The organism is Limimaricola variabilis (assembly GCF_034371605.1).
GTDB lineage: Bacteria > Pseudomonadota > Alphaproteobacteria > Rhodobacterales > Rhodobacteraceae > Limimaricola > Limimaricola variabilis.
Map to the genome: position 1 here is coordinate 1522036 of NZ_CP139691.1, position 23318 is coordinate 1545353.

Genomic DNA, 23318 nt, shown 5'->3' on the forward strand with positions numbered 1-23318 from the left:
TCCTCGCGGTCGGCCCCGCGCTGGCAGTGGGGAGGTATGGGATCGCTTCCGAAGTGTCTACCTTCGGGTCAGGCAATCGGTATGGAACCGGCGATTCTATGCCACAGTTGCAAGCAGAAAATCGCCATTTCCAGAAAATCGGTATACGTTGGTGGTATTCCTGCCATGCCCAAAGGTCATGTATTGGGCTTGGCCTCCCTGTCGCGCAGCGCAAGCTGCGCCGCGCCGAGCCGCGCGACAGGCACGCGGAACGGCGAACAGGACACGTAATCAAAGCCCTGCTTGCGACAGAACTCGATCGCCGAGCGTGATCCGCCATGCTCGCCGCAGATCGACAGCGTCACGTCAGGCCGTCCGGCCCGCCCGCGCTCTGCGCCGATCTTCAGCAGCTCGCCCACGCCTTCGAGGTCGAGGCTGTGGAACGGGTCCTCTTCATAGACACCGTTCTTGACGTAGATCGACATGAAACGACCCGCGTCGTCGCGCGACAGCCCGTAAGTCATCTGGGTGAGGTCATTGGTGCCGAAGGACAGGAACGCCGCATGCTGGGCGATGTCGGCGGCACGCAGCGCGGCGCGCGGCGTCTCGACCATCACGCCGAGGCGATAGTCGAACTCGACCCCCGAATGGGTACGGACCTGCGCCGCGATCGCGTCGATGCGGGCCTTGACCAGTTCGACCTCGCGCATCGCCGAAACCAGCGGGATCATCACTTCAGGCACCACCGGATCGCCGTCGCGGCTGGCCTGCACCGTCGCCTCGAAAATGGCGCGCGCCTGCATTTCATAGATCTCGGGCACGGTGATCCCGAGACGCACCCCCCGCATGCCCAGCATCGGGTTGTATTCGGTAAGGGCCGTGACCCGCGCTTCGACATCCGACAGCGACACGGCGAGACCGTCGGCCAGGTCTCGCATGCCGGCGCGATCCGACGGCAGGAACTCGTGCAGCGGCGGATCGAACAGCCGGATACAGACCGGCTGGCCCTGCATGATCTCGAACAGCCTCGCGAAATCGGCGCGCTGCATCGGCAGCAACCGCTCCAGCACGGCGCGACGCGCGCCCTCGTCCTTGGCGAAGATCATCTCGCGCATCATGCCGATGCGCCCCTCTTCGAAGAACATGTGCTCGGTCCGGCACAGCCCGATGCCTTGGGCCTGGAAGTTGCGCGCGGTCTGCGCGTCGGCAGGGGTGTCGGCATTGGCGCGCACGCCGATGTCGCGGAAATCATCGGCCCAATCGAGTAGCGTCCGGAAGGCGCCGTCGAGCACCGCCTCGAACATCGCGGGCTCCCCGGCCAGCACCTCGCCAGAGGTACCGTCGAGGGTGATGATCTCGCCCTCCGACAGCCGACGTCCGCCGGGCGCCACGATCTGCCGCTTCTTGCGGTCGATGGTCAGGTCGGAGGCCCCCACCACGCAGGGCAGGCCGAGGCCGCGGCCGATCACCGCCGCGTGGCTGGTGATGCCGCCGCGGATCGTCAGCACGCCTTCGGCCGCGTGCATGCCACGGATGTCCTCAGGCGTGGTCTCGCGCCGCACTAGGATACAGGGCTCGCCGCGTGCCGCCGAAGCCTGCGCCGCGTTGGCCGAGAACACGATCCGGCCCGTGGCGGCGCCGGGCGAGGCGGCAATGCCCGACACTACGAGATCGCGGGGCGCCGAAGGATCGACATGGCGATGAAGCAGCTCGGACAGCGCCTGCGGCTCGACCCGGAGCACCGCCTCTTCGCGCGGGATCATCCCGTCCTCAGCCAGCGCCACGGCGATGCGCACAGAGGCCCGGGAGGAGCGTTGCACCCGCACGGCGTCGAGCACGTGCAGCTTGCCCTCCTGCAGGGTGAACTCGATCTGCATTTCCTCGCGCAGGCGTTCGCGACACAGATCGCCCATCCGCAGGAGCCGCGCGAAGGCGTCGGGGCAGAGATCCTCGAAGGAGGGGCCGCGATCGTCGCGGGTAAGATAGATCGCCCCTGCCCCGGCCTTGAGCGCGTCGCGCCCCTGGCTCTGGCTGAGATAGCGGCCCGTCACCTGCGGCTTGCCAGTCTGGCTGTCGACGAACTGGATCACCCCAGAGCCGCATTCGCCCTGCCCGACGCCGAGCGCCATCTGCTGGACCACGAGCCCCAGCCCCGCATCGGCGGGCGCGCCCTTGGCCTGACGCAGCAGCCGTGCGGTCGTGCCCTCCCAGGCGCGGGCCATGGAGCGGAGCACCTCGCAAAGCTGCACGCCGGGGTCCTGCGGGAAGGGCTCGTCGGCCTCAGCCTCATAGGCCGAGAGCAGGCTGCGCAGGGTCTCCGGCCCCGGCGGGCCGGAAATGTCGAAGCTGTCCGGATCGAGCCGCGCCACATGCACCGCCCAGGACTGGATGAAGCGCATATAGAGCGAGGTCGCCGCCTCCTCGCCGATCTCCTCGCACAGCCGGGCATGGCTGTGATCGGTCATGCCGATGTTGAGGATCGCGCCAGGCCCGCCCCAATCGGGATCCTGGCTCGACGGGCGCACCGACAGGAGAGGAGACTCGCCGAAATGGCGCATGATCTCGTCCATGTCGGGCATGCGGCCGTTCGCGATGCCGTGCACGCAGGAAAAGGACAGCGCCACGGTGGTCGGCACCGGGAGCCCCATCCGCACCAGCCGCTGCAGGCATTTCGCCCGGCCGCCATGACGCGCCGCCGACATGTCGGCCTCGTCGGTGATCAGCAGGATCTTTGGGTCGCGCGGAAATTGCTGCACTGCGGCACTCCTTTGGACCGCAAGATAGGCCGTGCCGGGCGATCCGCCAAGCACGGCCTTCGTATCGATCTCAGCCTTCGATCTTCGACAGGTCGGCCACGGCGCCGCAGATGCCGCGAATCCGTGACAGCAGGTTGAGCCGGTTGCGCCGCAGCACCTGGTTTTCGCTGTTGACCTGCACCGCCTCGAAGAAGGCGTCGATCGGAGCCCGCAGACCCGCCATCGCCGCCATCGCCGCACCGAAATCTTCGGCGGCCATCGCCCCGTCGATCTTCGGCTGCGCCGCGTCAAGCGCGGCGAAGAGCGCCTTCTCCTCGGGATCCTCGGCGAATTTCGCGTCGGCACCGTAGGAATATTCCACCCCGTCGCGCGCCTCGGCCTGCGTCAGGATGTTGTTGGCGCGCTTGAAGCCCTGCACGAGGTTCTCGCCATCCTCGGTCTTGAGGAAGGCTGCCAGCGCCTCGGCCCGCGCGACCAGCAGCGCGAGATCATCATTGCCGGGCATGGCGATGCAGGCGTCGATGACGTCATGCGGAATGCCCTCGGCGCGCAGATGGACCTTGAGCCGGTCGTGGAAGAAGGAGAGCAGGTCGTCCGCATCGGCGCGTGTATCCGCCTTGCCGATCAGTTCACGCAGTCGCAGCCGCAACCCGTTCGACAGGATGAGACGGATCACGCCCAGCGCGGCGCGGCGCAACGCGAACGGGTCCTTGGAGCCGGTAGGCTTCTCGTCGATCGCCCAGAACCCCGCCAGCGTGTCGAGCTTGTCGGCGAGAGCCACGGCGACCGAGATCGGCGCGGACGGCACCGCGTCCGAGGGGCCGAGCGGCTGGTAATGTTCCTGCACGGCAGCGGCGATTTCCGGGCTGAGACCCTGAGCATCCGCGTAGTAGCGACCCATCAAGCCCTGAAGCTCGGGGAATTCGCCCACCATCTCGGAGCGCAGGTCGGCCTTGGCGACCTTGGCCGCGCGCTCGGCATCATCGGCATCGGCCGAGACCTGCGGCGCGATCGCGCGCGCCAGCGCCGCGATGCGGGCAATGCGGTCGGACTGGCTGCCGAGCTTGTTGTGGAAGGTGACGTTGGAGAGCCCCGCCGCCATGCCTTCGAGCCCCTGCTCGCGGACCACGCGCAGGTCGTTCTCCCAGAAGAACTTGGCATCCGAGAGCCGTGCGGCGAGCACCTTGCCATTGCCGGCGAGGATCGTCGCGCCGTGATCGCGGGTCTCGATGTTGGCGACGGTGACAAAGCGGGTGATCTTGCCGGATTTCGGATCACGCACCGAGAAGAACTTCTGGTGCTCCTTCATCGAGGTCTGCAGCACCTCGGGCGGCAGGTCGAGGAAATCCTCGCCGATCTCGCCCATCAGCACCACGGGCCATTCCACGAGCCCGGCCACCTCGTCGAGCAGGCCGCGATCCTCGACCAGTTCGAGGCCTTGCGCAAAGGCCTGCGACGAGGCTTCGGACCAGATCGTCTCGGCCCGCTCCTCGGCGCGCAGCACCACGTTGGCGCGCTTGAGCTTCGCCTCGTAATCCTCGAAGTCCGTGACGGTGAAGGCATCAGGCCCCATGAAGCGGTGACCGCGCGTCTGCGCGCCCGCCTCGATACCGCCGACGCCCATCGGCACGACGCGTGCGCCCTGCTCGTCCGACAGGATGCACAGGATCGAGTGCAACGGCCGCACCCAGCGCAGGTCGCCCGCGCCCCAGCGCATGGATTTGGGCCAGGGGAAATCGCGGATCGCGCCCTCGAGCACCTCGGCGACGATCGCCTCGGCGGGCCGCCCCTTGTGGGTGATCCGCGCGAAATAGGCCTGGCCCTTCTTCTCGTCGCGGATCTCGAGCTGCTCTCGTGTCAGCCCGGTCGAACGCAGGAAGCCCTCGAGCGCCTTTTCGGGCGCATCGGTGCGTGGGCCCTTGCGCTCCTCGACGGTGTCGCGGCTGGCCTCGGAGAGTCCCTCCACCGACAGCGCGAGGCGGCGCGGCGTGTGGAAGGCCCCGGCGGAGGCATAGGTGAGACCGGCTTCGACCAGCCCGTCGGTCACCATGCGCTTGAGGTCCTCCGCGGCACGCGCCTGCATGCGGGCGGGGATTTCCTCGGAAAACAGTTCGATCAGCAGGTCGGGCATCAATTGGTCCCTTCGGGTGGGGTCGGACAGCCCGGCGGCACCGGATCGCCGTCGAAGACGATCTCGCCGCAGGCGTTGATCTGGTTCCAGGCGAGGCCGCGCCCATCGGGCATCACGGCCAGCACGCGGTCGATGCCGTAGGGCTCGTTGAGCTTCCAGACATAGGCCTTGGCCTGCCCGCTCTCGAGCGCCTCGCCTACCTCGCGCGCGTCGAAGCAGTCGAACCAGCCGGGCGCGACCAGCGGCTCGGCGCGTTCATGCTCCACGGCGTGCTCGAAGGGGGTGACATCCTCGACGGTCATGCAGGCGCGAAAGCGGATGGGCGAGCTGTCGGCATCGATGGCCCGCAGTTCGCTCACCGCGACCGGGATCGGCGCCGCCCGGTCGTCGAGCACTACGACCTCGCCGACCTGCGCCGGGGTCAGTTCCTCGTAATAGGCATAGACCTGTAGGTACCACATCAGCACGCCAGACAGCAGCGCGAAGGCCAGCAACGCCGAGATGACGATGCGGGTGATCACGCCTCGGCCCCGCCGGCGCGGGTGGTGACGAAGGCGTCGGCGCAGGCCTTGGCCAGCGCGCGCACGCGGCCGATATAGGCCTGCCGCTCGGTCACCGAGATCACGCCGCGCGCATCGAGTAGGTTGAACAGGTGCGACGCCTTGATCGCCTGGTCATAGGCGGGATGCGCCATGACGATGCGCTTGCCGCTGCGCGGGTCCTCGGCCGGGGCCGCGAGGATTTTCGCGCATTCGGCCTCGGCATCCTCGAAATGCCGTAGCAGCATCTCGGTGGTCGCGGTGTCGAAGTTGTGGCGCGAATATTCCTCTTCGGTCTGGCGGAACACGTCGCCGTATTTCAGCGCGATCGGCGCGTCGGGGTCGTTGAACGGCATATCCATGACGTGATCGACGCCGAGCACGTACATCGCCAGGCGCTCCAGACCATAGGTCAGCTCGCCCGAGACGGGGCGGCAGTCATGCCCGCCGACCTGCTGGAAATAGGTGAACTGCGACACTTCCATGCCGTCGCACCAGACCTCCCAGCCCAGCCCCCACGCCCCCAGCGTCGGGCTCTCCCAGTCATCCTCGACGAAACGGATGTCGTGCAGCGAGGTGTCGATGCCGATCGCGTCGAGCGAGCCGAGATAGAGCGCCTGCAGGTCCGGCGGCGAGGGTTTGATGATGACCTGGTATTGGTAGTAATGCTGCAACCGGTTCGGGTTCTCGCCGTAGCGGCCGTCCGTGGGGCGACGCGAGGGCTGCACATAGGCCGCGGCCCAGGGGTTGGAGCCCAGCGCCCGCAGCGTCGTCGCCGGGTGGAAGGTGCCGGCGCCGACCTCCATGTCGTAGGGCTGCAGCACGGCACAGCCCTTGGAGGCCCAGTAGGACTGCAGCCGCAGGATGATCTCCTGGAAGGAAAGGGGGGCGTCGGTCATGGGGCCTCTCGCGGGTTGGCGGATCGCGGGCCTGCTTACGGCGCGCCGCCGTGACGGTCAATCATGGCGCGGCGGCGCAACAGGCCGGGTCGAGGCGGCCGGTTCGGCGTGGCCCCCGGCGGTGGGGATGCTATGCTCTCCCGCCACATCCAGAACCACGGGACGCGCGATTCACATGAAACGACTGCTAGCAGCCCTGCTCGCCTCCGGCTTCTTCAGCGGCGCCGGCTGGGCCCAGGACGGCGGCGTCTGGCTGCAGGTCGAGGCGCGCCCGACCCTGAACCAGGCGCAGGCCCGCGCCCGTGCCTATGCCGGGCGCTTCGACGCCGTGTCTGGCTACGCGCTCGGCTCGGGCTGGTACGGCATCGCGCTCGGCCCCTATGACCCGAGCGAGGCGCGGCGCCTGCTCAAGGAGCTCAAGTCGAGCGGCGCCATTCCCGGTGATGCCTTCATCGCCGATGGCGGGCAGTATCGCAGCCGGTTCTGGCCGGTCGGCGCACGCGGCGATGCGCCGGGCGCCGGAACAGCCGCCTCCCCCGCCCCGCAACAGGCCGCGCAGCCAGCGCCGGAAGTTGCCGAGGAGACTTCAGAGCCTCCGCGCGAAACGCTGGCCCAAGCCCGCGCCGCCGAGGCCGCGCTCGATCAGGCGGCGCGCGAGCGGCTTCAGACGGCGCTGCGCTGGGCCGGCGTCTACGACGCGGCGATCGACGGCGCTTTTGGCACAGGCACCCGTTCGGCCATGGCCGATTGGCAGCAGCGGAACGGCTTCGAGGCGACCGGCGTGCTGACCAGCTCGCAGCGGACGGCCCTCCTTAGCGCCTATGATGCAGTGCTCGAAGGGCTCGGCCTCGAGGCGGTGCGCGATGAGGAGGCCGGGATCGAGATGGTGATGCCGACCGCCCTGGTCGGACGCGGCGACGTCGAGCCGCCCTTCGTGCATTACGATGCCAAGGGTGACGTCGCGGCGCAGGTGTTGCTGATCTCGCAGCAGGGGGACTCGCGGCGGCTGGCCGGGCTCTACGAGATCATTCAGACGCTCGAGATCGTGCCCACCGAAGGGCCGCGCGGCCTCGAATCCCGCAGCTTCGTCATCGAGGGCACCGATGACAGTCGGGTCGCCCATGTCGAGGCAACGCTGATCGACGGCGCGATCAAGGGCTTCGCTCTGATCTGGCCGGCTGGCGACGAGGGCCGACGCGGCCGGGTGCTGGCCGAGATGGCGGCGAGCTTCCGCGCCCTGCCCGGCGCGCTGGAGCCCGCCGTCCTGCCCGCCGATGACGCCCCCTCCGTCGATCTGGTTGCAGGGCTCCGCGTCCGCAGACCGCTTCGCGAGGCAGCGGGCATTTTCGTGGATGCGCAGGGGCACGTTGCGACGGCGGCCGCCACCGTCGAAGGCTGCGGCGAACTGTCGATCGACGGGCAGTCGGGCGCCACCGTTCTACTTGAGGACGAGGCCACCGGGCTCGCGCTGCTGGCCCCGGCCGGGAAACTCGCGCCGCGCGACGTCGCCAGCTTCCGCACCGGCGCGCCGCGGATCGGCGACAAGGTGGCGGTTGCGGGCTTCCCCTATGGCGGTGCGCTGCCGCGCGCCGCGGCCACCTTCGGGCGGCTGGCGGACACGCGCGGCCCCGGCGGCGAGGCGGATCTGCGACGGCTCGACATGCGCGTCCAGCCCGGCGATGCCGGTGGCCCGGTGCTCGACATGGGCGGCGCGGTGCTGGGGCTGACGCTGCCTGGCGACCGGCAGGCCGACCGGGTATTGCCCGAAGGCGTGGCGCTGGCGCTCGACGCCGACACGCTGATTGCAGCGCTCGAAGCACAAGGCATTACGGCGCAGCGCAGCGAGGCGCGCGACGACCAGACGGTGCAGGCGGTGGCCCGTCGCGCCGGCGAAATCACCGCGCTGGTCAGCTGCTGGGACTGAGCCTCAGATCAGCTCGGGGGTGAGCCGGATCAGCGTTGGCCCGTCCGCGGCCAGCGCCCGCTCCAGCGCGGGTCCGATCGCGTCGAGGCTGTCGGGCGTCTCGGCACGCGCGCCCCATGCGCGGGCCAGCGCCGCGAAGTCGGGGTTGCGGGCGCGGGTGGCGAAGGGCGCGATCTGCGCCGCGCGCATGCTGTCCTCGATCTCGCCCAGCGCCGCGTTGTCCCAGACCAGCAGCGGCAGCGGCAGGCCCAGCTCGACCGCCGTGCCCAGTTCGGAGATCGTGTATTGCAGCCCGTGATCGCCGGCCAGCGCGACCACCGGTGCGTCCGGGCGCCCGATCTTCGCGCCAATCGCAGCGGGCAGCGCATAGCCCAGCGTGCCGAAGCCAGAAGGGTGGTGCCACAGCCCCGGCGCGACGGCGGGCCAGGTCTCGACCGCCGCATAGGCGATCTGCGTCATGTCCGAAAAGACCATCGCGTCGGAGGGCAGCCCCGCGCGCAGCGCGTCGATCACCGCCAGCAGGCCGGGCCGTTCGGCGTCGATCTGCGCGAACCAGCGGCGGCGCGCGGCGTCGATCCGCTCCGGCGACCAGTCGCCATGCGGCGCGCCCGCCCCCAGCACCGCCGTCATCGCCCCCAGCCCCGCCGCGGCATCGCCGGTCAGCCGCAACTCTGAACGGCGGTCGGCCGCGAGGATCGCGGGATCGATGTCGAGCCGGATCACCCGCGCCGCCGGATCGAAACCGCATTCGGCGCGCCACAGATCGGTCTCGGACAGGGTGCAGCCCGCGACCAGCACCGCATCTGCACGGGCGATCTCGCGGGCGCTGTCGGGGCGGCCGAGGAAGCAGCCGTAATGCAGCGGATCGCCCGGTGCGATCACCCCGCGCCCGGCGATGGTGGTGAAGCTCGCCGCGCCGAGCCGCTTGGCCAGCGCCCGCGCCTGCGGCGCCGCACGGCGCGCGCCGCCGCCCAGGATCAGCAGCGGACGACGTGCCTCGCCCAGAATGCGCGCCGCGCGGGAAACCAGCCCGGCATCGGGCGGCCCGGGCGGTTGCGGGCGGGATGGCGGCGGCGGTGGCGGCGCCATCGCCTCGAGCAGCGGCACCGGCAGCTGCAGGTGCACCGGACGCGGCCGCCGCGCGGAGAAACCCGCGAAGGCCCGATCGAGCAGGCCATAGGCATGCTCGGCGTCGCGTGCCTCCTCGGACCAGGCGGTGACGGCGGCTGCCGCGCCCCGCTGGTCGCGCATCTCGTGCAGCCGGTGATCGGGTGGGCCGCCATTGGGCAGGCAGGAGGACAGCGCCAGTATCGCGACGCTGTCGGACCAGCTCTGGCCCAGCGGCGTCATCAGGTTGCACAGCCCCGGCCCGGTGATCACGCAGGCGATGCCGGGCCGTCCGGTGGCGCGCGCATAGCCATCGGCCATGAAGCCCGCGCCCTGCTCGTGCCGCGCCAGCACATGGCGCAGCCCAGCCTCTTCGATGCCACGATAGAGTTCCTGGTTGTGAACGCCGGGGATCCCGAACAGCACCTCGGCGCCGCGCGCCGCCAGTGCCTGCGCGATCCGCGCACCCAGCGGCCGCCGGTCTTCCCCCGCGCTCGGCGGCGCCCCTGCCCCAGCCCCGCTCATGGCCGCCAGAACTCGCGAGTGACGACGACCAGCACGACCAGAAGTTCGAGCCGTCCCACGAACATCGCCAGCGTCAGCGTCCACTTGGCAGGATCCGGCAGCGGCTGGAAATTGCCCGCGGGGCCGATGATCGGGCCGAGGCCCGGGCCCACATTGGCGATCGCCGTCGCCGCGCCGGAAACGCTGGTGATGAAGTCGAGACCGGCGAGCGACAGCAGCACCGAGGTGATGCCGATCGACACCACGAAGACCACGAAGAAGCTCATCACCGAGGACAGCACGTCCGGCGGCACCGGCCGTCCGTCATAGCGCGGGGTGAAGACGCCATGCGGCTGGTGGATCTTGCGGATCTGCGCGGCGATCGAGGCGAAGAGGATCTGGTAGCGGAAGATCTTGACCGAGCAGGCCGTCGATCCGGCGCAGCCGCCGATCAGCCCGATGAAGAAGAACATCGCCACCGGGAACGGGCCCCAGGTCATGTAGTCGGCGCTGGCATAGCCGGTGCCGGACATGATCGAGACCACGTTGAACAGCGACTCGCGGAACGCGATCTCAGTGAATCCATGGCTGTAATTGGCCAGCGACAGCGCGATCAGCAGCACGCAGACCATGATGGTCAGGAAGAAGTCCCGCACCTGACTGTCGCGCAGCAGCGGCCGGGGCTGGCCTGCGGCGAACTGCACGTAACGGACATAGGGCAGCGCCGACAGGAACATGAAAAGGGTGCCAACATAGTGCGGCCCCGCCCCATAGGCCCCGAAAGAGGCGTCGGTATTCGCGAACCCACCGGTGGAGAGCGTGGTCATCGCGTGCACCATTGCATCGAATGGCTCCATCCCGGTGGCGATGTAGGCCAGCGCACAGGCCAAGGTCATCCCGACATAGATCACCGCGATGCCGGCAGCGATCTCGGCGGCGCGGGGCAGGATCTTGCCCATCGTCTCGAACGCCTCAGAGCGGAACACCTGCATGCCGCCGACCTTGAGCTCGGGCAGGAACACCATCGCGACGACGATGATGCCGATGCCGCCCAGCCACTGCAGGATGCCGCGCCACAGCAGCAGGCCGCGCGGCAACTCCTCGAGCCCGGTCAGCACCGTGGCCCCGGTGGTGGTGATGCCCGACATCGCCTCAAAGAAGGCGTCGGTGAAGCTCGAGTCGGTGGCGCCGAGCACGAAGGGCAGCGCGCCGAAAGCCGGCAGCGCGATCCAGACAGAGGAGGTCAGCAGGAAGGTCTGTCGCAGAGACAGCTTGGGCTTCACGCCGTTATGGCACGACAGCGCCATCAGCATCCCGGTCAGCAGCGTCAGCACGGCGCTCTCGAGGAAGACCGGCCAATGCCCGTTGCCAGCCGCGAGATCCGCCAGCATCGGGCCCAGCATGGTCAGCCCAAGCACCGAGAGCAGCAGGCCGTTGACGTATCCGACGGGACGCAGGTCGATCATGCGGGAGCGTTGGCCCAGCCCCCCGCCCCTGTCAAGCGAGCGGCGCAGCCCGGTACCACGTCGTGGTTTCCGCGCCGCGCCGCGGCCTCAGCCGGCGTGCAGCAGGCTGGCAAAGAGCTGCGGGTCGAGGCTCTCGGAGGCGAAGGTCGGTCCCTCGGTCAGCAGGCTCACCGCGTCATGGCTGTGCAGGCTTTCCTGATGGCTGGCCATCACCCGGAAATCACCGATCCGCGGATCCGCCATCAGCTGCTCGGCAAAGAGCCGGGCCGCGTCCTCGACGAAGATCGGGTTGGCGGCGTTGAGTTCGGCAAAGGCCTGCTCGTCCTCGCGCTTGACCATCACCTGCGTTTCGGTGGGCACCGCCGCGCGAGCCATCTCGACAAGATCCTCGAACCACAGCACCGGACCAGGGTTGGTCACCACCGAGAGCCGCGCCACGGAGCGCTGCGAATGCGGCGTGGCGAGCTGGCCGCGATACTGCCGGGCATGCTCGCTGAGCTCCAGTGAGCAGGGGCAGGTCGAGGAATAGACATAGTCGAGATGCAGGATCTTCTTGGCCACGCCGGCCTGCTCGACCAGCTCCAGCGTCAGGTCGTAATACTGGTAGCCCGCCAGCCCCGAACGCAGCGACGGGCGCAGCATCGGAAAGCGCACCCGCATCTGGATGCGGGCGTCGAAGCTCTTGAGATCGGCGATGTAGTCGGCCAGCGCCGCCTCGATCACCTCGAAGGAGAAGGTCTTGTCGGCATGGCGGTAGAAGGACCGCATGATGCGCGACATGTTGATGCCCTTCTTCTCAGCCTCGAGGCTGACCGTTCCGGTCACGCTGGCCTCGAGCGCGAGATCGCCGCCGTCACGGGTGTGGAACTTGATCGGCAGGCGGAAATTCGAGATCCCGACATGCTGGATCGGCCGCGCCGCGCCGCGGATCAGCGAGGAAGGCCCGTTCTGAAGGTCCGGCAGCAGCGCACGATAGTCGTCGTCGACGACGAAATCCTCGGGATAGGCACGGCCCAGCGCGGGATAGTTCGACAGCTCCTGCCCGGGCAGGAGACGCCCGACCAGCGGATCAAGCGTGGCCACTTCCTCGGGGCTGGCCGTGGCGGCCCATTCGCGCAGGAGGCGCAGCGCCGCCGCCGCATCGGCGCGGTCGGGCGCGTCGGATTGGACGGCCGCCGCCGGGCGATGCAGGTCACGTGTGGCTTTGGTCACGATGGGGTCCTCCGGCGGCGCTGTTACTTAAGTATAGCTTTCTATACCTATAGTGAGGGGAGACTTAGCCTTTTCGTCAAGCCATTTTCGCCCAGTTTCAGACAAAATTCACATTTCACCAATAGCTTGCCGCAGATCCTCGATCAGATCCTCGGCATCCTCGAGCCCGACCGAAAGCCGGATCAGCCCCGGCGTGATGCCGAGCGCCGCCTTTTGCGCCTCCGGCAGCCTCTGATGCGTGGTCGAGGCGGGATGCGTCGCGATCGATTTCGCATCGCCGAGGTTATTGGAGATGATGACGATGTCGAGCGCGTTCAAGAGCCGGAAGGCCGCTTCGCGGCTTCCCGCGTCGAACACCACGACGGTGCCGCCAGCCCCCATCTGCCGCATTGCCAGATCATGCTGCGGATGCGCGGGCAGGCCCGGATAGGCGACATGTGCCAGCTTGTCTTCGTGCGACAGCGCCTCGGCGATGCGCTGCGCGCTTTCCGCCTGCGCCTTCACCCGCAGCTCGATCGTCTCCAGCCCCTTGAGCATCAGCCATGCGCTGAAGGGCGAGAGCGAGCCGCCGGTGTGCTTCATATAGGGCTCGACCACGCCGCGGATATGTTCCTCGGTGCCCAGAATCACGCCGCCCAGCGCCCGGCCCTGCCCGTCGATATGCTTGGTCGCGGAATAGACGACGACATCGGCCCCTTGGGCGATCGCATCCGAATAGACCGGCGTGGCAAAGACGTTGTCGCAGACCACCTTGGCGCCGACCGCGTGGGCCAGCTCGGACACGGCGGCGATGTCGACCACCTCGAGCGCGGGGTTCGACACGCTTTCGAAGAACACGGCCTTGGTGTCCTCGCGGATCGCCGCCTTCCATTCGTCGATGTTCTTGCCGTCGACGAAGCTCACCTCGACGCCATAGCGCGGCAGGATCTCCTCGAGGATATAGAGGCAGGAGCCGAACAGCGCCCGGCTCGACACCACGTGGTCGCCCGCCCGGAGCATCGAGGTCAGCGCGCCGTTGACGGCGGCCATACCGGAGGCGCAGGCGAAGGCGGCCTCGGCGCCCTCCAGCGAGGCGAGCCGGTCCTCGAACATCTTGACGGTCGGGTTGCCGTAGCGGGCGTAGATGAACTCGTCGCCCTCGATCTTGACGAAGCGCTGCTCGGCGGCTTCGGCGGTCTCGTAGACGAAGCCCTGCGTCATGAAGATCGCCTCGCTCACCTCGCCATATTGGCTGCGGCGGGAGCCGGCGTGGACGGCGCGGGTGCGCTTGCGATACTCGGTCATGTCGGGGCCTCCGGGCCTGATTGTCTTGGCCGGCGGTGACCGGCGCCGCAGTTCCCTGCCGCGATAGCCCCCGGCCCGGTTTCGGTCAAGCGCGGGCCACGCTTGCATCGGGCGCGGTGCGCGGTCAGGCTCCGCCCGTCGCCACAGGAGGACCGCCGATATGACCGCCCCGATTGACCTGCATTACTGGCCCACACCGAATGGCTGGAAGGTGTCGATCGCGCTCGAGGAGATGGGCCTGCCCTACCGGGTGCGGTTGGTGAATATCGGCGCGGGTGAACAGAAGCGCCCTGAGTTTCTCGCGATCTCACCCAACGGGCGGATGCCGGCGATCACCGATCCGGAGGGGCCCGACGGCGCGTCGATCTCGCTCTTCGAAAGCGGCGCGATCCTGCAATACCTGGCCCGTAAGACCGGCCGCTTCTGCGGCGCGACCGAGCGCGACCGCATCGACGTCGATCAGTGGCTGATGTGGCAGATGGGAGGTTTGGGCCCGATGGCCGGCCAGGCGCATCACTTCCTGCATTATGCCCCGGGCATGACGCCGCCGCAGGACATTCCCTATGCAAAGGACCGCTACCGGGATGAGGTCGCGCGCCTTTACGGCGTGCTCGACCGCCAGCTTGCCACGCATGAATACGTCGCGGGCGGCGATTACAGCATCGCAGACATGGCGATCTTTCCTTGGGCGCGGCTGTGGCAGCGCCAGGAGCAGCAGATCGAGACGTTTCCGAACATGCGCCGCTGGCTGGAGACGCTCGAGGCGCGCCCGGCCGTGGCGCGTGGCGTGGCGTTGCATCTCGAGCTGCGCCAGGGCACCGCGACCCGTGACCAGCAGGCCCATCTCTTCGGGCGTCTCTGAGGGTCTCAGCCCTCGGTCTTGCCTTCGGGTTCGATCATGTAGCGCTGCAGGCTCACGATCTGCAGCCAGAGGAACAGGAACAGCGCCGCAGGGAAGGCAAAGGTCTCGATCTTGACCCAAAGCTCCTCGGATTGGGTGCGCCAGACGATCTCGTTGGCGACGGCCAGAAGCGCGAACATTGCGGCGAGCCGCCGGGTGAGCAGCATCCAGCCTTCGTGGCGCATCGGCAGTGCCTCGCCCATCACCCATTCGAGCCAGCTCTTCTTCAGTACTAGCCCGGTCACGAGGATCGCCGCGAACAGGCCGTAGACGATGGTGGTCTTCATCATGAAGAACCGCTCGTCGTTGAACCAGGCGGTCAGCCCGCCGAAGAAGATCACCATGAAGGCGGTGAAGACCTGCATCCGGCTCAATGCCCCGGTCAGCGCCCAGAGCGCCCCCATCGCGGCGAGCAGGATCGGGATGAAGATTAGCGTGGCGAGGATGAAGCCCGAATACTCGGTCCCGGCGATCACGAAGCTGCCGTCCTTGAGCCTGAGATAGACAAGGAAGAAGGCCAGCGTCGGGCCCAGCTCGAGCGCCTGCTTGAGCCAAGGATTGATGTCGCGTTTCGCCATGCCTGCGGTCCCCTCGTCCGGCTGCCCGGCGCATCAGAGCCGGTCGGGGCCAGACATAGGTGTTCGGAGGCCGCGAAGCCAGTCTCGCCGATGCGGGAACAGTCGAGCCGCCCTCGCCGTTGTCACGAAAACGTCAGGGAGACCCGAAACCCATGCTCGAAGCCCTGCAGGCCGATCTCTCCACCGGGTTCCGCGCCACCGGCCCATGGGTGGCGGCGATGCGGTTGATGGCGGCCATCGTTCTGGCCGGGCTGATCGGGGTGGAGCGCGAATGGCGGGGCAAGCCCGCGGGCCTGCGCACCCATATCCTCGTCGGGCTGGCAGCTTCGCTCTTCGTGATGCTGGGGCAGGAGGTCACGCAGCTCGACTTCGGCGGCACCGACGACAAGCGGATCGACCCGCTGCGCCTGATCGAGGCAGTGACCTCGGGCGTGGCCTTCCTCGCGGCCGGGATCATCTTCACCGCCCGCGGCGAGGTGCGCAACATCACCACCGGCGCGTCGCTATGGCTCGCCGGGGCCGTGGGCCTCGGCTGCGGCGCGGGTCAGATCCCTCTGGCCGCGATGGCGAGCCTGATGGTGGTGGTGGTGCTGATGCTGCTGCGCGAAGTCGAGCGGATGCTCGGCTGGCACGACTAGGCGAGCTCACCTTCCGCCCCGGTCAGCGCGCGCGCGAAATCCTCGGGATCGAACGGCGCGAGATCATCGATCTGCTCGCCTACGCCGATCGCATGGATCGGCAGCCCGAAACGGTCCGCCAACGCCACCAGCACGCCGCCGCGCGCCGTGCCGTCGAGCTTGGTCATCACCAAGCCGGACACATCGGCGATATTGCGGAAGATCTCGACCTGGCTCAACGCGTTCTGGCCCGTGGTGGCGTCGAGCACGAGAAGCGTGTTATGCGGCGCGTCGGGGTCCTTCTTGCGGATGACGCGGACGATCTTCGACAGTTCCTCCATCAGGTCCTGCCGGTTCTGCAGCCGTCCGGCGGTGTCGATCAGCAAGAGGTCCGCACCCTCCGCCTGCGCCTTGGTCATCGCATCGAAAGCGAGGCTCGCGGGATCGGTGCCCTGCGGCGCGGTCATCACCGGCACGCCGGCGCGGTCGCCCCAGATCTGCAGCTGCTCGACGGCGGCGGCGCGGAAGGTATCGCCCGCGGCAATCACCACCGACTTGCCGGCCTCGCGGAACTGGCTCGCGAGTTTGCCGATGGTCGTGGTTTTGCCCGAACCGTTGACGCCGACCACCAGCACCACCTGCGGTGTCTTAGCATAAATCGGCATCGGCTTGGCCACCGGCTCCATGATCCGGGCGATCTCGGCTGCGAGCAGGTCCTTGATCTCGGGCACCGACAGCTTCCGGCCCATCCGCCCCTCGGCGATGTTGGCGGTGACGCGCAGCGCCGTCTCCACCCCCATGTCGGACTGGATCAGCAGCTCCTCGAGCCGCTCGAGCATCGCATCGTCAAGCTCGCGGCGCGGTGCCGCCGTCTCGCCCCGGCCGAACAGGCGACCGATCAGGCCCGGCTTCTGCGGTGCCGGCTCTGGCATGGGTTCGGGCGCGGGCTCCTCGCGCACCGGCGGCGCGGGCGGCGTCACCGGCGCGGCGGGCATGCCCGGAGTGACCGGCGGCGCGACCGGCGGTTCGGCATCGGGCGTTGCTGGACGGGGTCCGGCCGGGGCGCTGGGCTCTGGCCGAGCCTCGGGCATTGGTTCGGAAACCGGTTCGGGAGACGGCTCGGCTGCCGTCTCGGCGGGCCCTTTGGCCTCCGCCCCCTCCTCGACGATCTCCTCGAGCCCGCGATCGAGCTTGGAGGAAGAGGTGAAGAGCCGATCCTTGAGTTTTCCGAAAAAGGACATGCGCCGTCCGGTCCTGCTGTCGCGTCTGGTCCCTTTCACCTAACCCTTGCAGGGGGTCTTGGAAAGGGAGGGCGGGCCGCGCGAGGATGGCGCCACCGCCCTGCCCCGGGAATCGCCCATGTCGCCTGCCTCGCTCGCCTTTGCCACGGCCACGCTGTCGCCCCTGCTGCTGACCGGTGCGGCGACCATCTGGGGTGGTGCCTGGGCCTTGGCCGCGGTACTGGCGATGACGCTGCTTACAGCCCTGCTGGACGAGATCGGGGCACGGCTCGCGCCGCCCCGGGCGGGGGTCGAGTTTCCCGCCTCCGGCCTTTTGTCAGGCATCATCGGCCTCTCCCATTTCGCGCTGCTCGCGTCGACGGTGGCGGCCCTCTCGCATGGCTGGCTCGGCGCGGCGGAAAAGGCGGGCCTCTTTATCGCCGCCGGTCTCTGGCTCGGGCAGGTGAGCAACGCCAATGCCCATGAGCTGATCCATCGCAGCGGGCGCGGCACGCGCCGGCTCGGCGTCGCCGTCTACGCCTCGCTGCTGTTCGGCCATCACGCCTCGGCCCATCCGCTGGTTCATCATGTCCGGGTGGCGACCCGCGAGGACCCCGCCACCGCCAGGCGCGGTGAGGGGTTCTGGCGCTACGCGCTGCGGGCCTGGCGCGGCGGTTTTCGCGAGGGTTTCATGGCCGAGCGCGTGCGGCGGAAGGGACAAGGCCTCCATCCCTACGCCGCCTATGCAGGTGGCACCGCGCTGGCGCTGGCAGTATCGGCGTTGATCGGGGGTTGGCGCGGGATCGCCGCGCATCTGGCCCTGGCGAGCTTCGCGCAGGTCCAGCTTCTGCTGTCCGATTACGTGCAGCATTACGGGCTGGAGCGCGTCCGGCGCCCCGACGGCAGGCTCGAACCGGTGGGCGCGCGCCATAGCTGGAACAGTCCGCATCCGGTTTCGTCCTGGATGATGCTGAACGCGCCGCGCCACTCGGACCACCACGCGCGGCCGATGCGGCCCTACCCGGCGCTCGAACTGCCAGAGGCGGCGCCCATGCTGCCGCGGTCGCTGCCGGTAATGGCCTGCCTGGCGCTTTGGCCGCGGATGTGGCGCCGCGTCATGGACCCGCGCGTGGCGGAATGGCGCGCAGGGCGCATGGAAGGGCTGGCGGCACAGGCTGCGGAATGAAAGGCTGGGACATGGTTTTGCTCCGCCTCGCCCTCACGCTGCTGATCGCCCTGCCCGCCGCCGCGCAGGAGCGCGTGCCGCTCGACGCCGAGGCATTCGCGGAGCGGGTGACCGGCCGCACGCTCACCTATCGCAGCGGCGGTGCCCCCTACGGCATGGAGCATTACGGCCCGGACCGACAGGTGACCTGGTCGTTCCTCGACGGGCGTTGCCTCGACGGCGAATGGTATCCCAATGCCGGGGCGATCTGCTTTGCCTACGAGGATGGCACCGGCCCGGAATGCTGGCGCTTCTACGACGAGGCAGGTCGGATCGTGGCCGAGTTCCTCAACGATCCCGCGCAGCCGCAGATATATGAGACCGGCGACAGCGAGACGCCGCTCTCCTGCCAGCCCGAGGTCGGCGTCTAGAGCAGCGTCCCCTGTTCGGGCGGGGTGGTTGCCGTAGCGCGGCGCGGCTTCGCAGAGGCCGGGCCGACCTGCATCCGCCCGTCCCTGAATTCGATCTCCAGCGAGGTCGCGGCCTGCGCCGAAGCGCGGTCGGTCACGACATGGCCGTCGCCGCGCACCACCGCATAGCCACGCGCCAGCGTCGCCTCGTAGCCCAGCGTGCCGCGCAGCCGCTCCAGCGCGGCGAGCCGCTCGCGCAGCCGGCCCACCCGGTCGAGCACCAGCTCCGGTCGCAGCCGCGCCGCCAACCGGTCGAAATCGCGCCGTTCCCGCTTCAGTGCCGCGTCGAGCGCGCCCGGATTGAGCCGCAGTCCTGTCAGCCGCAGCCGCTTCTGCGCGAGGCCCGATTGATGTGCACCGGGAAGACGTGCCGCCACAGCGGCCAGACGGTCGCGGCTCCGCTCCAAGGGCCGCATGACGAGACCGGGGCGCAGCGGGTGTTCGGAGAGTTCGATCCGCTTGGCCGAGATCGCGCCCCGAAGCGCGCCCGGCAACCGGGTTTCGACCGCGTCGAACCGCTGCTGATACGGCGCAAGCAGCGCATCCATGCGCGGCAGCCCGCGGGCAAGATCGCGCAGCCGTTCCGCCCGCCGGTCAAGGCCGGCACGCGAACACTGGCCCAACCGCGCGCCGAACTGCGCGACCGTGGCCTGAAGTTCGGAACGCACCGGCACCGCCATCTCGGCGGCGGCGGTGGGGGTCGGCGCGCGCCGGTCGCTCGCATGGTCGATCAGCGTGGTATCGGTTTCGTGCCCCACCGCCGAGATCAGCGGGATTGCGCTTTCGGCGGCGGCGCGGACCACGATCTCCTCGTTGAAGCCCCACAGATCCTCGATCGAACCGCCGCCACGCGCGACGATCAGCAGGTCGGGGCGCGGCAGCGCGCCGCCCGGGGTCATCGCGTTGAAGCCGCGGATGGCGGCGGCCACTTCGACCGCCGAGGACTTGCCCTGCACCGCCACCGGCCAGACCAGCACCTTGCGCGGAAAGCGGTCGCGCAGCCGGTGCAGGATGTCGCGGATCACCGCGCCGGTGGGCGAGGTCACGACACCGATGATCTCCGGCAGGTAGGGAATGGGCTGCTTGCGCCCCGCGTCGAAGAGCCCCTCGGCGGCGAGCGCCTGCCGCCGCTTTTCCAGCATCGCCATCAACGCGCCGGCCCCCGCCGGCACCACGTCCTCGACATTGAGCTGATAGCGCGACTGCGGTCCGAAGGTCGTCATCCGGCCGGTAGCGATGACCTCCATGCCCTCCTCGGGGCGGTGGGTGAGTTTGGCGACCTGGCCCTTCCAGCTCACGCTGGCGAGCACCGAGCGGTCATCCTTGAGGTCGAAATACATGTGGCCGGTGCGTGCCACGGTGACGCGGCCGACCTCACCGCGCACGCGGACATGGCCGAACTCGCCCTCGATGGTTTTCTTCACCGCCCCCGAGATCTCGGAGACGGTGAACTCATGCGCGTTGCCGCCCCGTTCGGGCGCGTCGTCTTCGAAGAGGTCCATGCCCCCTAACTGCACCACGCCGCGCGACGGGGCAACGGGGTCAGAGACCGGTGTCGTTCTCTTCGCCCTCGCCATAGAGCCAGGCGGAATACTCCTTGCGGGCCAGACCGGTCATGAAGCGCTGCGCCCCGGCGACGCTGCTCAGATCGGGCTGGATGCGGCCGCGCGAATTCTGCGGCAGGAACTGCGCGGCCTCGATCACACCGCGGCGCGTGCCCGGCCCCCAGGCGGCGTCGAGCGCCCCCTCATAGAAGCCACCCCAGCTCAGCTCCTCCTGCAGGTCGCGGCGGCTCTGGGCGGGCAGCTGCATGAAGATCGCACCGAGCGGGTCGTCTTGCGCCAGCGCGCTCTTGGCGCCAAGAGCCAAGGCGAACGGAATTGCGGCAAGAAAATGACGTCTTTGCATAATGTTAACTCCAATTAAACCTTGGGTTGCATGACATGTGAGATCTCACCCGGCCAGTGGGTTCGGGGCAATCGGGCCAAGGAGACGCTGCCGGCCATGGCAGATGGGCCACATCATTGCCCCCCGAGGCGCGCCCGCTTAGAAGCGGCCGCAACGGCAAGCTCTGCGGGAGACGCGACATGAACATCCTCATCCTCGGGTCCGGCGGACGCGAACATGCCATCGCTTGGGCGGTGATGCAGAACCCGAAATGCGACCGACTGATCGTGGCCCCGGGCAATGCCGGCATCGCGGCCATCGCGGAATGCGCCGATCTCGACATTCTCGACGGCGACGCCGTGGCGGGTTTCGCGGCCGAGCAGGCGATCGACCTGATCATCATCGGCCCCGAGGCGCCGCTCGCCGCCGGCGTTGCCGATACCTGCCGCGCCGCCGGGCTGACCGTGTTCGGTCCCTCCGCCGAGGCCGCCCGGCTCGAAAGCTCCAAGAGCTTCACCAAGGCGATCTGCGACGCCGCCGGGGCGCCCACCGCCGGATACGCCCATTTCACCGATCTGGAGGCGGCGCGCGCCTATCTCGCCCGCCAGCCGATGCCGATCGTGATCAAGGCCGACGGCCTGGCGGCCGGCAAGGGCGTCGTGGTGGCGACCGAGCGCGACGAGGCGGTGCGCGCGCTCGAGCACATGTTCGGAGGTGAATTCGGGGCCGCCGGCTCAGAGGTGGTGATCGAGGAGTTCATGGAGGGCGAGGAAGCCAGCTACTTCGTGCTCGTGGATGGCGAGGAAGTGCTGCCGATCGGCACCGCGCAGGACCACAAGCGCGTCGGCGACGGCGACACTGGCCCCAATACCGGCGGCATGGGCGCCTACTCTCCGGCGCCGATCCTCGATTCGCAGGTGGCGCGGAAGGCGCTCGACGAGATCATCCGCCCCACCATGCGCGAGATGGCGAAGCGCGGCACGCCCTATCGCGGCGTGCTCTATGCCGGGCTGATGATCCATCACGGCCAGCCGCGCCTCGTGGAATACAACGTCCGCTTCGGCGACCCGGAGTGCCAGGTGCTGATGATGCGGCTTGGCGGCCAGGCGCTCGACCTGATCCAGGCCTGCGCCGAGGGGCGACTTGGCGCGGTCGAGGCGCAATGGGCCGATGATCACGCGCTGACCGTGGTGATGGCGGCCAAGGGCTATCCGGGCAGCTACGAGAAGGGGTCGGAGATTCGCGGGCTCGACGCGCTCGAGGCAAGCTCCTCTGCGATGGTGTTCCATGCCGGCACGAAGGCCAGGGATGGCGGCATCGTCGCCAATGGCGGCCGAGTTCTCAACGTCACCACGCGCGGCGCGACATTGGCCGAGGCCCGCGATGCCGCCTACGCGATGGTCGAGGCAATCGATTGGCCGGAAGGGTTCTGCCGCAGCGACATCGGCTGGCGAGCCCTGCCCCAGAAGGGCTGAACACGACGCCTGTATTAGCGTCAGCAAGGGAATGGCGACGGCGGACCCTCGGCGTCGTCATCTCGACGAACCGGACGCCGCATCGACGAGCGCAAACAGCAAGGGCCGCGCCTTTCGGCGCGGCCCTTCTACATTCGCTGTAGCGCGATCAGGCGGCGGCGGCGCGGCCGACCAGAACGCCGTCGATCTCGCGCGCGGCGGCGGCTTCGTCATTGCCGGACACGGCGGCGATCTCGCGGATCAGCCGCTCGAGCGCGGCCTCGTAGAGCTGCCGCTCGGAATAGGACTGCTCGCGCTGGTCGTCGGCGCGGTGCAGGTCGCGCACCACCTCGGCGATGGCGATCAGGTCGCCAGAATTGATCTTCTGCTCGTATTCCTGAGCCCGGCGCGACCACATCGCCTTCTTGACCTTGGCCTTGCCCTTCAGGGTCTTGAGGGCATGTGCCACCACGTCGGGCGAGGACAGCGAGCGCAGCCCGGCCTCGGTCGCCTTGTGGGTCGGCACCCGCAGGGTCATCTTGTCCTTCTCGAAGGAGATCACGAAGAGTTCGAGCGACATGCCCGCCACTTCCTGCTCCTCGATCGAGACGATCTTGCCGACGCCATGCGCCGGGTAGACGACGAAATCATCGGGACGGAATTCGTTCTTCTTCTTGCTCATGATGTCCTTCCTGGAGATCGAGTCCGGTGGGGATGACACGAAAAGAACCCGGCGAACCGCATGGTTCGTCAGGTGCAATAACGACCGGACAGGATCAGGTTTTCAGCAGCATTACCGAGACAGCATACCATAAAAACGCCCCCGACGGAAGCGGGGACGCGAAATCTGCCTACGAATGCCGCGCAGCGGCGTCAGCCGCCCTCGCCGGGCTTCTCCGAGAACAGTTCCATCTTGCCCGGCTTGCCGTCCATCTCGGCGGCCCCCGGCAGCGGATCCTTCTTGGTGACGATCACCGGCCAGATCTCGGAGTATTTCCGGTTGAACTCGACCCATTTCTCGACATCCGGCTCGGTGTCGGGACGGATCGCGTCGGCTGGGCATTCGGGCTCGCACACGCCGCAGTCGATGCATTCGTCCGGATGGATGACGAGCATGTTCTCGCCTTCGTAGAAGCAGTCGACGGGGCAGACCTCGACGCAATCCGTGTACTTGCAGGCGATGCAGTTGTCCTTGACGACATAGGTCATTGGCGGGCCCTCGATG

20 protein-coding genes are annotated in these 23318 nt (G+C 68.5%); 6 read left to right on the top strand and 14 right to left on the bottom strand.

Annotation, left to right across the window (positions count from 1 at the left end; genetic code table 11):
- Nucleotides 1-176: 176 nt before the first annotated feature.
- The 4 genes from T8T21_RS07490 to T8T21_RS07505 form a co-directional block, all read right to left on the bottom strand.
- Nucleotides 177-2681 carry a putative PEP-binding protein gene (locus T8T21_RS07490; protein WP_322337473.1) on the bottom strand — a complete coding sequence of 835 codons (2505 nt, stop codon included), beginning with the start codon at nucleotides 2679-2681 and terminating at the stop codon, nucleotides 177-179.
- Nucleotides 2682-2805: 124 nt separating this feature from the next.
- Nucleotides 2806-4866 (bottom strand): glycine--tRNA ligase subunit beta, encoded by a 2061-nt coding sequence (gene glyS / locus T8T21_RS07495; protein ID WP_322337393.1) that lies wholly within the window; start codon nucleotides 4864-4866, stop codon nucleotides 2806-2808.
- Nucleotides 4866-5387, bottom strand: a complete 522-nt coding sequence (locus tag T8T21_RS07500; RefSeq protein WP_322337394.1) for a DUF6446 family protein — start codon at nucleotides 5385-5387, stop codon at nucleotides 4866-4868. The genes glyS and T8T21_RS07500 overlap by 1 nt, the downstream gene beginning before the upstream one ends.
- On the bottom strand, nucleotides 5384-6304 hold the full coding sequence (locus T8T21_RS07505; RefSeq protein ID WP_322337395.1) for a glycine--tRNA ligase subunit alpha: 921 nt from the start codon (nucleotides 6302-6304) through the stop codon (nucleotides 5384-5386). The genes T8T21_RS07500 and T8T21_RS07505 overlap by 4 nt, the downstream gene beginning before the upstream one ends.
- 175 nt (nucleotides 6305-6479) lie before the next feature.
- Between T8T21_RS07505 and T8T21_RS07510 the strand changes: the two genes are divergently transcribed.
- On the top strand, nucleotides 6480-8228 hold the full coding sequence (locus tag T8T21_RS07510) for a serine protease (RefSeq protein WP_322337396.1): 1749 nt from the start codon (nucleotides 6480-6482) through the stop codon (nucleotides 8226-8228).
- A gap of 3 nt (nucleotides 8229-8231) precedes the next feature.
- Here T8T21_RS07510 and T8T21_RS07515 read toward each other — a convergent pair whose 3' ends face one another.
- From T8T21_RS07515 to metZ, 4 genes are all read right to left on the bottom strand, one after another.
- A complete protein-coding gene (locus T8T21_RS07515; protein ID WP_322337397.1) occupies nucleotides 8232-9860 on the bottom strand; it encodes a thiamine pyrophosphate-dependent enzyme in 1629 nt (542 codons plus the stop codon).
- Nucleotides 9857-11305 (bottom strand): TrkH family potassium uptake protein, encoded by a 1449-nt coding sequence (locus tag T8T21_RS07520; protein WP_183471947.1) that lies wholly within the window; start codon nucleotides 11303-11305, stop codon nucleotides 9857-9859. Before T8T21_RS07520 ends, T8T21_RS07515 begins: the two co-directional genes overlap by 4 nt.
- Before the next feature lie 87 nt (nucleotides 11306-11392).
- On the bottom strand, nucleotides 11393-12517 hold the full coding sequence (folE2, locus tag T8T21_RS07525; RefSeq protein WP_322337398.1) for a GTP cyclohydrolase FolE2: 1125 nt from the start codon (nucleotides 12515-12517) through the stop codon (nucleotides 11393-11395).
- Nucleotides 12518-12625: 108 nt separating this feature from the next.
- Nucleotides 12626-13801, bottom strand: a complete 1176-nt coding sequence (metZ, locus tag T8T21_RS07530) for an O-succinylhomoserine sulfhydrylase (RefSeq protein WP_322337399.1) — start codon at nucleotides 13799-13801, stop codon at nucleotides 12626-12628.
- A 160-nt stretch (nucleotides 13802-13961) separates the two neighbouring features.
- Between metZ and T8T21_RS07535 the strand changes: the two genes are divergently transcribed.
- On the top strand, nucleotides 13962-14663 hold the full coding sequence (locus T8T21_RS07535; protein WP_322337400.1) for a glutathione S-transferase family protein: 702 nt from the start codon (nucleotides 13962-13964) through the stop codon (nucleotides 14661-14663).
- A 5-nt stretch (nucleotides 14664-14668) separates the two neighbouring features.
- Here the strand turns inward: T8T21_RS07535 and T8T21_RS07540 are convergent, their stop codons facing one another.
- A complete protein-coding gene (locus tag T8T21_RS07540; protein WP_322337401.1) occupies nucleotides 14669-15280 on the bottom strand; it encodes an inner membrane-spanning protein YciB in 612 nt (203 codons plus the stop codon).
- Between the two features lie 152 nt (nucleotides 15281-15432).
- Between T8T21_RS07540 and T8T21_RS07545 the strand changes: the two genes are divergently transcribed.
- Nucleotides 15433-15918 (top strand): MgtC/SapB family protein, encoded by a 486-nt coding sequence (locus tag T8T21_RS07545; protein ID WP_183471936.1) that lies wholly within the window; start codon nucleotides 15433-15435, stop codon nucleotides 15916-15918.
- Here the strand turns inward: T8T21_RS07545 and ftsY are convergent.
- Nucleotides 15915-17138 carry a signal recognition particle-docking protein FtsY gene (ftsY, locus tag T8T21_RS07550; protein WP_322337402.1) on the bottom strand — a complete coding sequence of 408 codons (1224 nt, stop codon included), beginning with the start codon at nucleotides 17136-17138 and terminating at the stop codon, nucleotides 15915-15917. The genes T8T21_RS07545 and ftsY overlap by 4 nt on opposite strands.
- Before the next feature lie 118 nt (nucleotides 17139-17256).
- Between ftsY and T8T21_RS07555 the strand changes: the two genes are divergently transcribed.
- Both T8T21_RS07555 and T8T21_RS07560 read left to right on the top strand, forming a co-directional pair.
- Complete coding sequence (locus T8T21_RS07555; protein ID WP_322337403.1) at nucleotides 17257-18303, top strand: alkane 1-monooxygenase; 1047 nt, start codon at nucleotides 17257-17259, stop codon at nucleotides 18301-18303.
- Nucleotides 18304-18314: 11 nt separating this feature from the next.
- Nucleotides 18315-18713 carry a hypothetical protein gene (locus tag T8T21_RS07560; protein WP_183471930.1) on the top strand — a complete coding sequence of 133 codons (399 nt, stop codon included), beginning with the start codon at nucleotides 18315-18317 and terminating at the stop codon, nucleotides 18711-18713.
- Here T8T21_RS07560 and xseA read toward each other — a convergent pair.
- Together xseA and T8T21_RS07570 are read right to left on the bottom strand one after the other, a co-directional pair.
- Nucleotides 18710-20254 carry an exodeoxyribonuclease VII large subunit gene (gene xseA / locus T8T21_RS07565; protein ID WP_322337404.1) on the bottom strand — a complete coding sequence of 515 codons (1545 nt, stop codon included), beginning with the start codon at nucleotides 20252-20254 and terminating at the stop codon, nucleotides 18710-18712. The genes T8T21_RS07560 and xseA overlap by 4 nt on opposite strands.
- 40 nt (nucleotides 20255-20294) lie before the next feature.
- Nucleotides 20295-20660 carry a hypothetical protein gene (locus tag T8T21_RS07570; RefSeq protein ID WP_322337405.1) on the bottom strand — a complete coding sequence of 122 codons (366 nt, stop codon included), beginning with the start codon at nucleotides 20658-20660 and terminating at the stop codon, nucleotides 20295-20297.
- Nucleotides 20661-20839: 179 nt separating this feature from the next.
- On the opposite strand from T8T21_RS07570, the gene purD reads away from it, so the two are divergent.
- Nucleotides 20840-22114 (top strand): phosphoribosylamine--glycine ligase, encoded by a 1275-nt coding sequence (gene purD / locus T8T21_RS07575; RefSeq protein ID WP_322337406.1) that lies wholly within the window; start codon nucleotides 20840-20842, stop codon nucleotides 22112-22114.
- A gap of 148 nt (nucleotides 22115-22262) precedes the next feature.
- Here the strand turns inward: purD and T8T21_RS07580 are convergent, their stop codons facing one another.
- Together T8T21_RS07580 and fdxA are read right to left on the bottom strand one after the other, a co-directional pair.
- On the bottom strand, nucleotides 22263-22775 hold the full coding sequence (locus T8T21_RS07580) for a CarD family transcriptional regulator (RefSeq protein WP_183471922.1): 513 nt from the start codon (nucleotides 22773-22775) through the stop codon (nucleotides 22263-22265).
- Nucleotides 22776-22966: 191 nt separating this feature from the next.
- The gene (gene fdxA / locus T8T21_RS07585; protein WP_183471920.1) at nucleotides 22967-23302 is read right to left on the bottom strand and encodes a ferredoxin FdxA; all 336 of its coding nucleotides are present in this window, start codon (nucleotides 23300-23302) and stop codon (nucleotides 22967-22969) included.
- Nucleotides 23303-23318 lie beyond the last annotated feature (16 nt).